General features: G+C 71.3%; 15 protein-coding genes. 4 read left to right on the forward strand and 11 right to left on the reverse strand.

What is annotated here, in order from left to right; all coding sequences use genetic code 11:
• Window positions 1-54 precede the first annotated feature (54 nt).
• The gene (locus BIU89_RS11735; RefSeq protein ID WP_071246742.1) at window positions 55-1,086 is read right to left on the reverse strand and encodes an LLM class flavin-dependent oxidoreductase; all 1,032 of its coding nucleotides are present in this window, start codon (window positions 1,084-1,086) and stop codon (window positions 55-57) included.
• Between the two features lie 73 nt (window positions 1,087-1,159).
• A complete protein-coding gene (locus tag BIU89_RS11740; protein ID WP_071246744.1) occupies window positions 1,160-1,552 on the reverse strand; it encodes a VOC family protein in 393 nt (130 codons plus the stop codon).
• Window positions 1,553-1,622: 70 nt separating this feature from the next.
• Here BIU89_RS11740 and BIU89_RS11745 point away from each other — a divergent pair, with 70 nt between their 5' ends.
• The 3 genes from BIU89_RS11745 to BIU89_RS11755 all read left to right on the forward strand — a co-directional run bounded on the left by BIU89_RS11745 (window position 1,623) and on the right by BIU89_RS11755 (window position 4,661).
• Complete coding sequence (locus tag BIU89_RS11745) at window positions 1,623-2,489, forward strand: SMP-30/gluconolactonase/LRE family protein (protein WP_083404333.1); 867 nt, start codon at window positions 1,623-1,625, stop codon at window positions 2,487-2,489.
• Window positions 2,490-2,631: 142 nt separating this feature from the next.
• Complete coding sequence (locus BIU89_RS11750) at window positions 2,632-3,465, forward strand: acyl-CoA thioester hydrolase/BAAT C-terminal domain-containing protein (protein WP_175475014.1); 834 nt, start codon at window positions 2,632-2,634, stop codon at window positions 3,463-3,465.
• Window positions 3,466-3,653: 188 nt separating this feature from the next.
• Entirely contained in the window at window positions 3,654-4,661 is a 1,008-nt protein-coding gene (locus tag BIU89_RS11755; protein WP_250892204.1) for an SPFH domain-containing protein, read from the forward strand.
• 188 nt (window positions 4,662-4,849) lie between these two features.
• Here the strand turns inward: BIU89_RS11755 and BIU89_RS11760 are convergent, their stop codons facing one another.
• The 5 genes from BIU89_RS11760 to BIU89_RS11780 all read right to left on the reverse strand — a co-directional run bounded on the left by BIU89_RS11760 (window position 4,850) and on the right by BIU89_RS11780 (window position 10,499).
• On the reverse strand, window positions 4,850-6,118 hold the full coding sequence (locus BIU89_RS11760) for a sugar ABC transporter permease (protein WP_035807698.1): 1,269 nt from the start codon (window positions 6,116-6,118) through the stop codon (window positions 4,850-4,852).
• On the reverse strand, window positions 6,115-6,879 hold the full coding sequence (locus BIU89_RS11765; protein WP_111038920.1) for an ATP-binding cassette domain-containing protein: 765 nt from the start codon (window positions 6,877-6,879) through the stop codon (window positions 6,115-6,117). Before BIU89_RS11765 ends, BIU89_RS11760 begins: the two co-directional genes overlap by 4 nt.
• A 130-nt stretch (window positions 6,880-7,009) precedes the next feature.
• The gene (locus BIU89_RS11770) at window positions 7,010-8,125 is read right to left on the reverse strand and encodes a sugar ABC transporter substrate-binding protein (protein WP_071246748.1); all 1,116 of its coding nucleotides are present in this window, start codon (window positions 8,123-8,125) and stop codon (window positions 7,010-7,012) included.
• Between the two features lie 149 nt (window positions 8,126-8,274).
• On the reverse strand, window positions 8,275-9,447 hold the full coding sequence (locus tag BIU89_RS11775; protein WP_071246751.1) for an ROK family transcriptional regulator: 1,173 nt from the start codon (window positions 9,445-9,447) through the stop codon (window positions 8,275-8,277).
• A 116-nt stretch (window positions 9,448-9,563) separates the two neighbouring features.
• Complete coding sequence (locus BIU89_RS11780) at window positions 9,564-10,499, reverse strand: ketopantoate reductase family protein (protein WP_071246753.1); 936 nt, start codon at window positions 10,497-10,499, stop codon at window positions 9,564-9,566.
• Window positions 10,500-10,577: 78 nt separating this feature from the next.
• Between BIU89_RS11780 and BIU89_RS11785 the strand changes: the two genes are divergently transcribed.
• On the forward strand, window positions 10,578-11,144 hold the full coding sequence (locus BIU89_RS11785; RefSeq protein WP_083404335.1) for a TetR/AcrR family transcriptional regulator: 567 nt from the start codon (window positions 10,578-10,580) through the stop codon (window positions 11,142-11,144).
• Between the two features lie 4 nt (window positions 11,145-11,148).
• Here the strand turns inward: BIU89_RS11785 and BIU89_RS11790 are convergent, their stop codons facing one another.
• Genes BIU89_RS11790 through BIU89_RS11805 form a run of 4 tightly spaced genes read right to left on the reverse strand, consistent with a single transcriptional unit; the run spans window position 11,149 to window position 14,924 of the window.
• Window positions 11,149-12,093 carry a hypothetical protein gene (locus tag BIU89_RS11790; RefSeq protein WP_254791612.1) on the reverse strand — a complete coding sequence of 315 codons (945 nt, stop codon included), beginning with the start codon at window positions 12,091-12,093 and terminating at the stop codon, window positions 11,149-11,151.
• Window positions 12,090-13,058, reverse strand: coding sequence for an NAD-dependent epimerase/dehydratase family protein (locus BIU89_RS11795; protein ID WP_071246755.1), 969 nt, complete (start codon window positions 13,056-13,058; stop codon window positions 12,090-12,092). Before BIU89_RS11795 ends, BIU89_RS11790 begins: the two co-directional genes overlap by 4 nt.
• Entirely contained in the window at window positions 13,055-13,702 is a 648-nt protein-coding gene (locus BIU89_RS11800) for a MerR family transcriptional regulator (protein WP_071246757.1), read from the reverse strand. Before BIU89_RS11800 ends, BIU89_RS11795 begins: the two co-directional genes overlap by 4 nt.
• Window positions 13,703-13,742: 40 nt before the next feature.
• Entirely contained in the window at window positions 13,743-14,924 is a 1,182-nt protein-coding gene (locus tag BIU89_RS11805; RefSeq protein WP_071246759.1) for an epoxide hydrolase family protein, read from the reverse strand.
• Between the last annotated feature and the right edge of the window lie 25 nt (window positions 14,925-14,949).

Below are 14,949 nucleotides of genomic sequence, written 5' to 3' on the forward strand. Positions count from 1 at the left end.
GAGGCACGGTGCCAGCTGGCACCGTGCCTCCCGTCCGCCGTTCTGGCGCCGTTCTCAGACTGCGCGCTCCGGCGCCCAGCCGAGTTCCGGACCCAGCCGCTCGGCGATGTCCGTGATGATCTGCGCGTAGTCGTCCGGCTCGAACGAGAACGGGAGCGCGAAGGCGACCTCGGTGACCGCCTGGTAGCCGACGTCGGCACGCAGCCGGTCTGCGATCTCGGCCGCCGTGCCCACCAGGTCGGCGGCGAAGAGCATCCCGGCGGGGCCCATCGGCACGCCGACGCGGGCCGAGCGGCTGTCGACGTAGGCGCGGTAGCGGGCCTCTTGCTCGGCGGTCGCGGTGTCGGTCGGGATGACGACCAGGCCCTGCGAGACGCGGGCGGCAGCGGGGTCGGGGTGGACGTCGAGGTAGGCGTCGATCTGAGCGCGCTGGTTCGTGGCGAAGTCGGTGCCGTTCTCACTGCGGGTGACGCTCGAGGTGAGCAGGTGGAAGCCGTTCTCACCCGCCCAGACGGCCGACTTCGTGCTGCCGGTGCCGTACCAGATCCGTTCGGCCAGGCCGGCGCTGTGCGGCTGGACGGTGCTCGCGAACTCCTCGATGCCGCGGCGTTCGACGGTCTCCGTGGCCGTCACCGGGTCACCGCGCACCAGGTCGCGGAAGCGCAGGAGGCGGTCGTTGCCGAGGTCCTCGTGCTCCAGGGTGTCGGGGTAGATCGCGTCGCGGTACAGGTCGAAGTTCATCGGGGTGCCGACCGAGAACCCCGGGTTCAGGCGGCCGCCGAGCAGGACGTCGACCGTGCTGAGGTCCTCCGCCAGGCGGAACGGGTTCTCCGCGCCGATCGCGGTGACGGCGGTGCCCAGGTCGATGCGCGAGGTGCGCTGCGAGGCGGCGGCCAGCAGCGCGACAGGGGAGGAGATGCCGTGCTGCAGGTGCCGGTGGCGCAGCCAGGCGCTGTCGAAGCCCAGGGCCTCGGCGCGCTCGATCACGCGCAGGGTGTCCTCGTGGCCCGCGGACGGTCGTGCGGGGTCGAACGACCCGATCGTCAGGAAGCCGAGCCGGTGCAGGGGAGTTCCGTCGAGGGGCATGGGTCGATCGTGCCAGATGCGTCGTGCCCGGTCCGTCGTGCCCGGTGCGTCGCCTAGACCTTGGTCCTGTGGGTCAGGGTCGGGTCTCCTTGACCAGGGCCTCGACGTTGTTGCCGTCCGGGTCGGACACGAACGTCGTGTACGCGCCGTACTCCGGCCAGTAGCGCGGCTCGTGCCGGGACACCCCGCCAGCGGCGACGGCTTCGCGGTGGAAGGCGTCGACCTCGCTCCGTGACCCGGCCTCGAACGCCAGGTGGAGTCCGCGCGTCGTCGCCTCTGGGGTCCGGGCGGTCTCGAGCGAGACGCTCGGGGTGTCGTCCCCGTGCTGCCAGAACTCGGCGACGGCGTCCGTGCGGTAGCCCGCTCCGATGCCGAGGGGCGCGAGGGCGGCGGTGTAGAACGCGTCGCTCGCGGCGAAGTCGCTGGCGAAGACGCCCAGGTGGTGGATGAGGTGACGACCCGGCATGGGACGACCCTAGGCCGCCGTCACGGCATCCGTCCGGGCAGCGTCCCGGTCCCGCTGGCAGGCTGGATCCGTGCACATCACCCTGGACTCCGCGACCGACATCGTCATCTCCGGCATCCGGTTCCCGGAGGGGAACCGCTGGCACGACGGGCGGCTCTGGTACTCGGACATGCACACCGGCGAGGTGTTCTCGGTCGACCCGTCCTCGACCGACGGCCCCCGGCTCGAGGCCACCGTCGACGGGCAGTCGTCGGGACTCGGGTGGCTCGCCGACGGGCGGTTGATCATCAGCTCGATGGAGTCCCGCACGGTCGTCGCCGTCGACCCGGACGGCGGCACCTCGGTGTTCGCCGACCTGTCCACGATCGAGTCGTCGCTCGTGAACGACCTGGTCGTCGACGCGCAGACCGGCCGGACCTACATCGGTGCCTTCGGGTACGACCTGTACGCGGGCGAGGAACTGCGCCCCGGCCCGCTCTACGTGATCGACCCTGACGGCTCGGTCCGCCTCGCCGCCGAGGGCCTGGTGTTCCCGAACAGCGCCAACATCCTGCCCGGCACCCGGACCCTGGTGGTCAGCGAGACGTGGGGTGGCCGCCTCACCGCCTTCGACATCGAGGACGACGGCTCACTGACCGGACGTCGCGAGTGGGCAGCCCTGCCCGGCGGCGTGACCCCGGACGGCAGCACCGTCGACCGTGACGGCGCGATCTGGGTCTGCTCGGTCGACACGGGGGAGTTTCTGCGGGTCGTCGAGGGCGGCGAGGTGACGGACCGCATCGACGCACCCGGGGACTGCGCGATCGACTGTGCGCTCGGTGGCGAGGACGGTCACACCCTCTACCTGGCGACCGCCGACAGCTACGACCCGGCCGTGACGGCGCAGACGCGTGCCGGCCGGATCAGTTCGGTGCGGGTCGAGGTGCCGGCGTGGTGAACCCGAGCGACCTCGCCGAGGCGACGCGTCGGCCTGTCACTGGTGAGCACGCTGGCCGCGCTCGTCGCCGGTGCGGTGTCGGCGTCACGCGCTGCGAACAGCGTTCCTCGCGACGGGTGATCGGAGGGGTCATGCTGGTCTCGTGCAGCGAATCGGTCTGAAGGACCCTGAAGGCGTTCGGTTCGTCCCGCCCGTCGGATCTGGGACCGGCGTCCTGGTGCTCGCTGGGTCGAGCGGGCGGGTCGACGAGGACCGCGCGCGGGTCTTCGCCGGACTCGGGCACATCGCTGAGTCGATCCGGTGGTTCGGAGGAGCCGGCCAGCAACCGGGACCGTGGGCCGTCCCGCTCGAGCTCTTCCTCGCCCGCATCGACGAACTCGAGCGGAGCTGCGACCGTGTCTGGCTCGTCGGGACCTCCCTCGGCGCCGAGGCCGCGCTGGTCCTCGGCGCGCACCGCCCCTCGGTCGCGGGCGTCATCGCGTTCGCACCCACCGACGTGGTGTGGCCCTGGCCGGACGGCGGGGGCGTGGAACGATCGCACTGGACCCTCGACGGATCGCCACTGCCGCACGTGCCGTTGGCGTGGGACACCTGGCGGCGGGGAGAACCACCGCGCTTCCGATCGCTCTACGAGCGTTCGTACGAGGCCGCCCCGGACCGGGTTCGGGCAGCGGCGGTACCCGTCGAGCGGATACAGCAGCTCGTCCTGATCGCCGGTGAGGACGACCAGGTCTGGCCGAGCGCCCAGAGCGCTCGCCGCATCGCAGCTCGGCGGGCCGCGGCCGGGCACACCACGACCGTGGTCGTCCATCGGGATGCAGGGCACCGGGTGGTCCTGCCGACCGAGCCAGTCGTGGTCGGTGGGGCCGCAATGGCGCGCGGCGGTACCGCAGCCGCCGACGCTGCGCTCGGGGCGATGGCACTCGAGGCGATCCGGGCCGCCTTGGCCCACGACTGCATCAGTCCCTCAAGCTGACCCGGGGCCGCCCGCTGCCGCTCGGTGCGAGGTTGCACTCCTGGTGCGAGGCATCGAGGGTCGCACCAGGTGCGCAACCTCGCACCAGACGACACGGACACCAGACGACACGGACCCCGCGCCCCCGCGTCACCCGCACCCCTCCGGGTACGGCAGACTGCACGGACAAGCATCCAGGAGTGATCGTCATGTTCGTCGCCGCCATCGTCTTCCTCGTCATCGCGCTCGTCGCGCTCTTCTTCCGAACACGCACCTACTCCACCCCCGCACGACCGGCCACACCCGGTCGCGAGGCACGCCCCGCCGTCCCGACCCGCCGCCCGAACCTCATCGCGACGTGGACCGCGGTCGCCGCCGGCGTCCTGTTCGTCGGCCTCACGCTCGGCAGCACCCTGTACGCGCAGGACACGGGTGAGTCGAAGGTGCAGGTGGACATCTCCGGCAACATCGTCGGGCAGAGCACGGACTCCGGGTTCCACTTCAAGGCGCCGTGGGCCACGCTGCACACGTTCAACATCCGCAACCAGACCGTCACCTACATCAACGCGGTCAACGGCTCCGACTCGGACAACAACGGCAACGTCCGCTCCGGCCCGTACGTCACGGTGCAGGACCAGGACGGTGTCTCGTCGAACGTCAGCCTCAACCTGCAATACAGCATCGACGCGAAGTCGGTCACCGACATCTACCGGTCGTACAAGACCGAGGAGAACTTCAAGACGCAGTTCATCGGCAACTCGGTGCGCAGTGTCGTGCGCCAGGTGCCGAACGACTTCACCACCATCGAGCTGATCACCAAGCGCGGCACCGTCGAGAAGGCGATGATCCAGGCGCTCGAGAAGCGGTGGAAGGGCTCGGGCGTGCACGTCGACAACTTCGCCCTGCAGGAGATCACGCCGCCGAAGTCGGTCATCGACGCCTACGCCACCGCACAGCAGGCGCAGATCCAGGTCACGAAGGAGCGCGCGCTCCTGGACGCCAAGAAGGTGCAGGCGCAGCAGCAGGTCGCCGAGGCACAGGGTCAGGCCGACGCCAACGAGGTCCTCAACGAGCACCCGCTCTCCGACGCCGCCCTCAAGCAACGCGAGATCGAGGCGCTCAAGAGCGCCGGCGACAACGGCTCGCTCATCGTCGTGCCGCAGGGCACGGACAACATCCTCAGCCTGCCGGGGACCTCGGGTTCGAAGAGCAAGTAGCGCGCGCCGAGACGCCGCCCGGTCGCCGAGACGCCTCCGTTTTCGGAGGCGTCTCGCACACGGGGCGGCGTCGGGGGAACACGACGGCGTCTTCCGGATCCGAGACGCGCACCGCGACGGACGGGAGGCACGGTGCCAGCCGACACCGTGCCTCCCGTCCGTCGCTGTGGCGGGGTCCAGGGCCCCGCTCAGGCCGCGCCGTGACTGGCGCGGCTGCGCCGCGAGAGCGAGTCGATGATGACGGCCAGCAGCAGGACCGCGCCGGTGATCATGTAGCGGATCGACGAGTCGAGGCTCAGCAGGGTGAGCCCGTTCGAGATCGACTGGATCACGATGATGCCGAGCAGCGCCGACCAGGCGCTGCCTCGGCCACCGAACAGGCTGGTCCCGCCGATGACGGCTGCGGCGATCGCGTTGAGGTTCGTGTCTCCGGCGCCGGAGGACAGGCTCGCCGAGTTCAGGCGGGCGGCGGCGAGGATGCCGCCGACGGTGGCGAAGAGCGAGGTCAGCATGAACACCGAGATGTAGATGCGGTTCACCCGGATGCCGGAGCGCCGTGCTGCCTCGACGTTGCCGCCGACCGCGAAGACCGAGCGGCCCCAGCGGGTGCGCTTGAGCACGAAGTTCATCAGCACGACCAGCACGACGAAGAACACGAACGAGGTGCCGGTGCCGAAGTCGCGCGACAGGTACCAGACCATCAGCGCGAGGCCGAGGAACAGGGCGACGGCCTTCACGACGGTCAGGGACATCGCTCCGGTCGACAGTCCGGCACGACGGCGACGGGCAGCACGGCGGACCTCGGTGAAGAAGAGTCCTCCGGCGGCCAGGACGGCCAGCAGGTACGCGAGCCACGGCGGCAGGTACGAGGCCGAGGCGAACTGCACGATCGGGGAGTCGTACGGCAGGTTGATCGAGCCGTTCGGGCCGAGGATGAGCAGCTGCAGCCCGAGGAACCCGAGCAGACCGGCGAGCGTGATGACGAAGCTCGGCACCCCGAAGCGGGTGAACAGCAGGCCGTAGAGCAGGCCGGCGGCGGCACCGACGGCCAGGGCGACGGTGAGCACGAGCCACAGCGGCCAGCCGAGTGTGGTGAGGCCCTGGCCGAGGATCGCGGCGGAGAGTCCGCTGACGCTTCCGACGGACAGGTCGATCTCGCCGAGCAGCAGCACGAGGACGATGCCGATCGCGATGGTGCCGACCGCGGCGCACTGCAGGGCCAGGTTGACCAGGTTGCCCGGGGACAGGAAGTCGGGGGAGAGCGCCTGGAACACCGCCCAGATGACGATGAGCCCGACGACCACCGGCAGCGAACCGATGTCACCGCCGCGGACCCGTCGGACGAACGCCTTCGCCGCGCCGCCGATCCCCTGATCGCGCAGGAGCCGCTCGTCCTGCAGGTCGGCTGCCGAGGGTGTCGGGGTCGCTGCGGTGAGGGTCTCGTCGGTCTTGCTCATGCGGAGGTCTCCTGCTCGGTGCGGGCGGCGGCGCGACGGGTGACGGCGTTGTCGGTGGCACCGGTGATGGCCGCGATGATCTCCTCGTAGGAGACGTCGTCGATGCGGAAGGTGCCGTTGTTGCGGCCGAGTCGCAGGACCGCGACCCGGTCGGCGACCGCCTGCACGTCCGCGAGGTTGTGGCTGATGAGGACGACGCCGAGTCCGCGCTCGCGCAGGCGTTCGACGAGGTTCAGGACCTCGGCGGTCTGTGCGACACCGAGTGCGGCGGTGGGCTCGTCGAGGACGACCACCTGCGGGTCACCGATCAGCGAGCGGGCGATCGCCACGGTCTGCCGCTGCCCACCGGACAGCGACGCGATCGGGATCCGTACCGACGGGATCCGGGCGGCGAGCTGCTGGAGGAGCTCCCACGATCGGCGCTCCATCTCCTCTTCGTCGAGGAACGGGTGGGCGATCTCGCGCCCGAGGAACAGGTTCGAGACCACGTCGAGGTTGTCGGCGAGGGCGAGGTCCTGGAACACCGTGGCGATGCCGAGGGTCTGGGCCGCCGCGGGGTTCGGGACGGTGACCTCGTCGCCGCCGAAGGTGATCGTGCCGCCGTCGGGCGTGTAGACCCCGGCGAGGATCTTCACGAACGTCGACTTGCCGGCGCCGTTGTCGCCGACGATGGCGACCACCTCGCCCGGGTAGACGTCGAAGTCGATGTCGCTGAGGGCCTGGACGGCGCCGAACCGCTTGGTGATCCCGCGCAGGGACATCACCGGGTCGGCGGAGGGGTGTGCTGCTGGTGACGCGTTGCTCACGGGTGTCGTGCTCACGGGTGTCGTCCTCGATCGGTGAGGCCCACCCGGTCCGCAGTCGGACCGGGCGGGCAGAGGGGGGTCGGGCCTACTTGATGCCGGCGCTGTCGCAGGCTGCCTTGTACTGCGCGGTGCAGATCTTCGACACCTCGTACAGGCCGTCCTTGACGACCGTCGACTGCACGTTGTCCGTGGTGACGGCGACCGGGTCGAGCAGCGTCGACTGGACGCTGGCGCCCCCGGCGGTGTCGACGGTGGTGTCGCCCTTCGGCGTCTCACCCTTCGCGAACTGGATCGCCAGGTCGGCGGCCTTCGACGCCTCGGGCTTGAAGGCCTTGTAGACGGTCATGTACTGCTCACCTGCGAGGATCCGCTGGATGCCCGCGAGCGAGGCGTCCTGCCCGGTGACGGGCGGGAGCTCGGTGACACCGGCCGACTTCAGGGCCGCGATGACGCCGCCGCCGGTGTCGTCGTTCGCCGCGTAGACGCCGGTGATCTCGTCCTTGCCGAGCTTGCTGATCTGGCCGGCTGCCCAGTCCTGCGCCTTGGCGGGGTCCCATCCGGGTGTGTCGTACTCGGCGAGCACCTTGTAGCCGCTGTCGTCGATGACCGAGTGCGCGCCCTTCTTGAACTGCGAGGCGTTGTTGTCGGTGGGGGAGCCGTTCACCATGATGATGCCCGAGCCCTCCGGGACCTTCTTCGCCTTGAGGGCGTCGACCAGGGCCTGGCCCTGCAGCTCACCGACCTTCTCGTTGTCGAACGAGATGTAGTAGCTCAGGTCGGGGCTGTTGATGAGCCGGTCGTAGGAGATCACCGGCACCTTCTTGGCCTTCGCCTGCTGGACGATGGACGCTGCGGCCTCGCCGTCGAACGGGTCGAGGACCAGGACCTTGACGCCCTGCGTGAGCATCGATTGGGCCTGCTGCAGCTGCTTCGACGCGTCGCCGTCGGCGTTCGCGTAGATGACCGAGCAGCCGCTGCACTGCTTCTTCACCTCGGCGGTGAAGAGCGGGCGGTCGGCGCTGGCGTAGCGGGCGGTGACCGAGTCGGGCAGGAGCAGGCCGATCTTGGCCTTCGACGCGTCCCCGCCGCCTCCGCCGGAACCGGTCCCGGCATCCGCGCCGTTGGAACAGCCCGCCAGGGTGGTGATCGCGAGCAGCAGGGCGCTGACGCCCAGCATCGCTCGTGTGGTGGATTTCTTCATTGAAACGTCCTCCAACAGTGGACCGCCCCCATCGGCGGTGCCCTGAGTGTGACAGCGAGCGTTCTTGGCTGCAAGAGTTGAACGCAAGGACCGCGCGCCGTGACGAAAACGTTATCCGGAGGGCGCGGGGCGCCCCGGCTCGCCCGCGCCTATCGTGCGCGCGTCACGTCCACGGCTTCGATCGCCAGGGCCAGCGCGCCGGTCACCGAGGCCTTCTCGCCGAGCTGCCCCTGCACCACGTCCGGCGTGCCGTCCACGTCGACGATCAACGACGACTCGAGGGCGTGCCGCATCGGGCCGAGCAGGAGTTCCCCGGCCCGTGCGAACTCGCCGGTGACCACGACCCGCTCCGGGTCGAGGACGTTGCAGAGCCCCACCGCCGCCGAACCGATCGCCCGCCCGGCGTCGGCCACGGCGCGCATGCAGACCTGGTCGCCGCCCATCGCGCGCAGGATCAGGTCAGCCAGCTTGAGGGTGCCGACCTCGTCGCGGACGCCCTCGAGCACGGCGGGTGCGCCGGCGATCGCCTCGAGGCACCCGCGGTTGCCGCACCGGCACAGGGGTCCGTTCGGCAGGACGGGGGTGTGCCCGAACTCGCCGGCGATGCCGTGGTGCCCACGGAACAGGTGCCCGCCCAGCACGAGTCCGGCGCCGATGCCGTTGCCGACGTCGAGCGTCACCACGGTGTCGCGGCCGCGGGCCGCCCCGCTCCGGTGTTCCGCCAGGGCGGCGAGGTTGGCCGAGTTGTCGACCTGCACGGGCTTGTCCATCCGCCGGGCGAGCGACTGGCCGAGCGCGATGCCGTCCCAACCCCGCAGGATCCCGCCGCGCGCCGTCATCCCGGTGCGGGCGTCGATCGGGGCGGCCACGGCGAGGCCGACGGCGAGCACCTCGTCCATCGACGACTCGATGGACTCCACCATGTCCAGCACGAGCAGCGCGGTCTTGTCGAGCTCGGCGTCGGCGCGGTGGTCACGGGCCAGGGGCATGTGCCGCTCGGCCAGGACGGCGCCGTTCAGGTCCGACAGCGCCAGCCGCAGGTGCCGCGGCGAGACGTGCACCCCGGCGACCAGTCCGAGGCCGTGCGGCAGGGTCACGCGGAGCGCCCGACGGCCGCTCGAGGTGCTCGGCGTCGCGTGCAGGGCACCGGTCGCGACGAGTTCCTTGACGATGTTCGAGACGGTCGCGGGGGAGAGTCCGGTCACCCCGGCGAGCTCGACCTGCGTCAGCCCGCCGTGCCGCTTCACCGCGCTGACGACCCGGCCCCGGTTGGCTTCACGCAGTGAAGCTTGGTTCCCCGGACTGCGGCGCGGCTCTGACACGGGGACAGCGTAACGGGCGGGTCCGGAACGCTCGCCGTGACGGACTGGAGGCACGGTGGCAGCTGGCACCGCGCCTCCAGGCCGTGGGTGGTCGCGTCCACCGCCCGCTGCCGCCGTCAGACGCGTTGCGCCGTCCGGTCGAGGCGCGGGGTCGGGACGCCCAGGGCGGCGGCGGTGCGCCGGACGTCCTCGAGGACCGCCAGGGGTTCCGCGGCGGTCGGGTCGTCGTGCGCGGCGAGGCTCGCACGCGCGATCGGGACGAGCGCCGTGGCCGCGGCCACCACGGCGGCCGTCACCCCCGGGCGTCGGACGGGCAGCGTCGTGGAGCGGTGCCGAGCGAGGTCGACGCCCCGTGCCTGCAGGACCGGGAGGAGTTCCCGACCGATCAGGAACGCCTCGCGGAGCGCGTGTCCGTCCCCGACCATCGTCGCCAGGCTGGCGCTCTGCAGTGCCCGCGCGAACATGCCGGCGTCGAGCACGAAGTGCAGCCACAGCCACCCCCGGATGTCGTCCTCGTCCTGCACGGTGAACCCCGACTGCTGGAACACCGACCGCACCAGCTCCCGCCGATCCGGAGCCGCGCCCGTCGTCCCGAGCCGGACCGAACGGAGGACGGCACCGTGCAGGACCCCGTCGGCGTCGAACCCGCCGCCGGCGCCCGGGAACCCGAACAGCACCCGGTCCGCGGCGAGCGGTGCGACCGCGGCGAGGGGTTCGTCCCACACGTTGCCGAGGACCAGCACCGTGGCGTCGCCGATGCGGGGCGCCAGGGTGGCCACGGCCTCCTGCAGTCGGTGGTGGCCGACGCTGAGGACGACGAGGTCGTGCGCGTCGCCCGTGTCGATCGACTCGACCAGTCGCGTCGGCGACGTCGATCGGATCCGCCGACCCAGGGGTCCGCGGCGGCCGTCGATGACGTCGGTCTGCACGCTGTCGCCGTACTCGGCAGCGCGCCCGGGCCGCACCAGGTGGTCGACCTGGTGCCCGGAGTGCTGGAAGGCCTGGCCGTAGATCGTGGCGATGACGCCCCGTCCGAGCATGAGGATCCGCATCAGGCACCTGTCCGCTAGTCTGGAGATGATCTCCACTTGAAAGATATGGAGATTGTTTCCACTTGTCAAGGAGGCTCCGTGCCGGTCGAGGAACCCCTGCCTGCCGCGAAGCCGATGCGCGCCGACGCCCGTCGGAACCGCGACGCGATCGTGGCCGCTGCCCGGACGGCGTTCGAGCGTGACGAGCAGCTGCGCTTCGACGACTTCGCCGGACGCGCCGGCGTCGGTGTCGGCACGCTCTACCGACACTTCCCGACGCGTGAAGCGCTGGCGGCGGCGGTCTACCGGGGCGAGGTCGACGTCCTCTGCCAGCGTGCTCGTGACTCGACGCGGCCAGCGGCGGAGAGCCTCGACGACTTCCTGCGCGGGTTCGTGGAGTACGTGGTCGACCATGCGGCGCTCGCGCGCACCCTCGCCGCCGTGGTCGACGCCACCACGCAGGCCGAGGGTGGGGGCGACCTGGAGCGGACACTCGCCGAGCTGATGGCGCGCGCGGCAGGTGACGGGACGATCCGGTCCGACGTCGCCCCCGGGACGGTGCTCATGCTGCTGCACGGCATCGGGGCCGGGATCGATCGCCCAGGGTGGGCGACGGAAGCCCGTGCTGCCGCCGACCTGGTCTCCCGAGGGCTCCGGGCCCGCTGATCCGTCAGCGCGGTCGCGCCACCGGAGTGGAGTGGGCGCGGAGCAGGACGGCCACACTCGCGGCCGCAGCCAGTACGACGAGTGACCACGCCACCGCGGCCACCGTGCCGGCGGGGTGGGCGACCGACTGTCCGACCGCGGCCTGCACGGTGAGGAGCACGGTGCCCGCCGCCCACGCGACCGCGACGACGACCACGATCCGGACCTGCGTGATCGGGTGTGCCAGCCACGGCAGGTGCCGGCCCGCGGCGGCGACGAGGAGTGCCACCAGCGGGAGCACCTGCAGGGCGTGCATGCCGACGAAGTGGGCGACCCGGTAGTCACCGCCGACGGTGCTCCACCCGAGCAGTGGCACCCCGGGTCCGCCGTCCGGGATCCCCACCGTGTGGGCGCCGACGATCCCGTCCGGGGCGGTGAGCTGGGTGGGGGTCGGGCCGGTCATCAGGAACGCGACCCCGATGCCGAGGAGCGCGATGACGGCACCGGCGCGGACGGCGACCGTCAGTGCCGGGGTGGGCAGGCGCAGGAAGAACAGTGCGATCGAGGTGACGAAGGTGCAGAGGTAGAGCGTCGTGATCGCCACCGCCATCACCGCCCACACCACCACGTGCACGCTGTTCGACACGTTGAAGTGACTCGTCGTGCCGGTCGCGGCGGCCCACACGATGAGCACCTGTTCGACCACCAGGGCCACGGCCACCACGGTGCCGAGTCGGCGACCGAGCGTTCGCCACTTCGGCAGGTGGGCGATGAGCCACGCCCACGTGACGGCGTAGAGCAGGATCGACAGCGAGAACTTCAGGGGCTTCATCCACGCCGGTGCCCCGAGGATGGTCCGGGGATCCACGACGAGTCCGACGAGGCAGACCGCGGTGGACACGACCATCAGGCCGGCCACGGCCATGAGCGCCGGGTGCCACGCGACCGCTCGTCGGACGGCGGCGATCACCGGGTCACGCTCCGGGCGTGCAGCAGGGTGGCGGCCACGACGTCGGCGGTGGGGGTCGGGTGCACGCCGAAGGTCTGCTCGAACGCCGACGAGTCGAAGACGTAGGGGTCGGTGTACTGGTACCGCAGCTCGAGCGTCTCCCGGGCGGACGTGGTGAAGAGCGCACCGACGCGCAGCGTGGCCGACGACATCACGGCGGTGTCGGCGGCGGGGACCCCGGCGAGCTCGACGTACTGCCGACCGGTCAACGCCGGAGCGGTCGGCAGGTGCCAGGTCCGGCCCGTCGCACGGTCGTCGGTACCGAGGGTCACGAGCGCGTCGCCGATGTCGGTCGTGGCGGTGAGGGAGTGCGGTTGGTCCGCGTCGAGCAGCCAGGTCGGGCGCTTGCCGGCGGCGATCCGGTCGACGACGAAACCGTTGAACACGCTCGTCGTCGCGCCGGGGCCGGTGAAGTCGGCGCTCCGCCCGACGGTGACGGCCAGTCCTCGGTCAGCCGCGGTCCGCAGCTGCTCGAGGGCCGCCGCGCGCACCGCACCCTTCCGACCGGCGGGGTTGATCGGGGTCGCCTCGGTCATCGGCCCGGACACGCGGCCGTAGGCGTAGACGTTGTCGAGGTACACCAGGTGGGTGCCCTCGGCCAGGGCTGCTCCGACGGTGTTGTCGACGATCCTCGGCCACTGGTCCGCCCAGACCCCCGACGAGTACGGCAGGCCGGCGACGAGGTACGCGACGTCGGCGCCGTGCAGCACGCGGCGGACGGCGGTGGGGTCGAGCAGGTCGGCGATGACGTGGTCGGTGCGGGCGTTGCCGCTCTCGCTCTCGCTCTCGTTGTTGCCTGCCGTTGCTGTTGTCGACGGGCGCCGGCCGACGGACACGGCGGCGACGTCGTGCTCACGCAGTGCACGGAGTGTCTCGCGCCCGACGACACCGTTGCCGCCCAGGACGACGTGCAGCGGAGCGGTCATGCGCCGGCCTCGTCCGTGTCGGCGACGGGGAACAGGTCGTGGGTGGCGTCCTGCTGCGCCAGGCGCCGGAGTCCCGCGAACAGCGGATCGCCGAGGACGGTCCCGATCACCATCAGCTCCGCCATCGCGGTCCGGCCGTCGCGGTGCTGCAGTGCTGCGACGTCGGCCCGTGCCGCGCTCGCCGCTGCCGACACGTAGGCGTCGAGGTAGTCGTCCGGAGCGTCGAACCCGATGGTGCGCAGCCCGTCGAGCGCCCGGGCCGCGGTCTCGAGTCCCGGGTTGTCCGACGTCGCGCACCAGCCGGCGGCCGACACCCGTTCCTCGATCCGGGCGCGGGCCTCCGGGGTCGCCTCGGACTCGGGGGAGCGCGGGGTGGTCATGGCGTACTGGGCGACGGCGAAGACCTCGGCCAGCGGTGCGGTCTCGGCGTCGAGCACGGCCAGGACCTGCTTCGTCACGGCGACCGAGAGCCCGCCGGTCTCCAGGAGTGCCCGGACGAGCCGGACCCGTTCGACGTGCCGCTCGTCGTAGGCGGTCTGGTTCGGCGCAGACTTCTCGCCGGGGGGCAGGAGGCCTTCGCGTTGGTAGTACTTGACGGCGGTGACCGGCGTGGACGCCGCTCGGGCAAGTTCAGATATTCGCACTATCGGAGAGTAGCGGTATCCGCTCGCTCTCCACAAGGCATCAGCGCAGGTTCCGGAAGGTCGCACGGACGTCGTCGACGAGCAGCTCCGGCTGTTCGAGCATCGCGAAGTGCCCGCCGCGCGCGACCTCGTTGAAGAACATCAGGTCGGTGTACCGGCGCGCTGCCCAGCGGCGCGACCGGCGGACGTACTCGCCCGGCATGATGCTCAGGCCGACGGGCAGGGTCAGTGGATCCTCGACGGTTCCCGGGGTGGCCCAGCCGGTGCGGGTCGCCTCCCAGTAGATGCGCGCCGCGGACGCGGCGGTGTTCGGCAGCCAGTACAGCATGACGTCGTCGAGGATCTCGTCGAGGGGGAAGAGCCGCTCGGCATCGCCGTGTTCGTCGTGCGAGCCGCCGACGTCCTGGAACATCGCGTAGATCCACGACGCCAGCCCGACGGGGGAGTCCGCCAACGAGTACCCGATGGTCTGCGGGCGGGTCGACATCTGCTGCGAGTAGGCCGACAGCTCCTGCCAGTAGTGGCCGCTCTCCTGCAGCATGACCTGTTCGTCGGGGGACGCGTTCCGGGCCTCGTCGTCCGTCGGCGTGAACAGCGCCATGTTGAGGTGGATCCCGGCGAGTCCGATGTCCCCGGCGGCCTGCAGGGCGGCGAGCTCCGCGGTGACGGTGGCGCCGAGGTCACCGCCCTGGGCGAACCAGTCCGTGTACCCGAGCCGGGACATCAGCACCGACCAGGCCCTCGCGGTCCGGGCGGTGTTCCACCCGGTGGTCGTCGGCTTCCCGGAGAAGCCGAACCCGGGCAGGCTCGGGATCACGACGTGGAACGCGTCCGCTGCGTCGCCGCCGTGCGCCACCGGGTCGGTGAGCGGACCGATCGCGTGGCGGAACTCCAGGACGGAACCGGGCCAGCCGTGGGTGAGCAGGAGCGGGCGGGCACCGGGGACGGCGGACCGGACGTGCAGGAAGTGGACCTCGAGCCCGTCGATCCGGGTCGTGTGCTGGCCCCAGCCGTTCAGCAGCGCCTCGGTCCGGCGCCAGTCGTACTCCGTCCTCCAGTGCTCGACGAGGGCGCGGACCTTCTCGAGTCGGGGGCCCTGCGAGGTGTCCCCGACGGTTTCGGCATCGGGCCAGCGGGTCGCCAGCAGACGGCGGCGCAGGTCGTCGAGCTCCGCCTGGGGGACGTCGAGGGTGAACGGGGTGATGGCTGCGGTGTCCGACATGGGGTCCTCGGTGCTCGGCGTCTCG

It is taken from the genome of Curtobacterium sp. MCBA15_005, from assembly GCF_001864855.1.
In the GTDB taxonomy this organism is placed as follows: Bacteria; Actinomycetota; Actinomycetes; order Actinomycetales; family Microbacteriaceae; genus Curtobacterium; species Curtobacterium flaccumfaciens.

Excerpts from the sequence above, each read along its gene's own strand:
- BIU89_RS11735 (WP_071246742.1), bottom strand. The coding sequence starts at position 1,086 with ATGCCCCTCGACGGAACTCCCCTGCACCGGCTCGGCTTCCTGACGATC.
- BIU89_RS11740 (WP_071246744.1), bottom strand. The coding sequence starts at position 1,552 with ATGCCGGGTCGTCACCTCATCCACCACCTGGGCGTCTTCGCCAGCGAC.
- BIU89_RS11755 (WP_250892204.1), top strand. The coding sequence starts at position 3,654 with ATGTTCGTCGCCGCCATCGTCTTCCTCGTCATCGCGCTCGTCGCGCTC.
- BIU89_RS11760 (WP_035807698.1), bottom strand. The coding sequence starts at position 6,118 with ATGAGCAAGACCGACGAGACCCTCACCGCAGCGACCCCGACACCCTCG.
- BIU89_RS11765 (WP_111038920.1), bottom strand. The coding sequence starts at position 6,879 with ATGTCCCTGCGCGGGATCACCAAGCGGTTCGGCGCCGTCCAGGCCCTC.
- BIU89_RS11770 (WP_071246748.1), bottom strand. The coding sequence starts at position 8,125 with ATGAAGAAATCCACCACACGAGCGATGCTGGGCGTCAGCGCCCTGCTG.
- BIU89_RS11780 (WP_071246753.1), bottom strand. The coding sequence starts at position 10,499 with ATGCGGATCCTCATGCTCGGACGGGGCGTCATCGCCACGATCTACGGC.
- BIU89_RS11795 (WP_071246755.1), bottom strand. The coding sequence starts at position 13,058 with ATGACCGCTCCGCTGCACGTCGTCCTGGGCGGCAACGGTGTCGTCGGG.
- BIU89_RS11805 (WP_071246759.1), bottom strand. The coding sequence starts at position 14,924 with ATGTCGGACACCGCAGCCATCACCCCGTTCACCCTCGACGTCCCCCAG.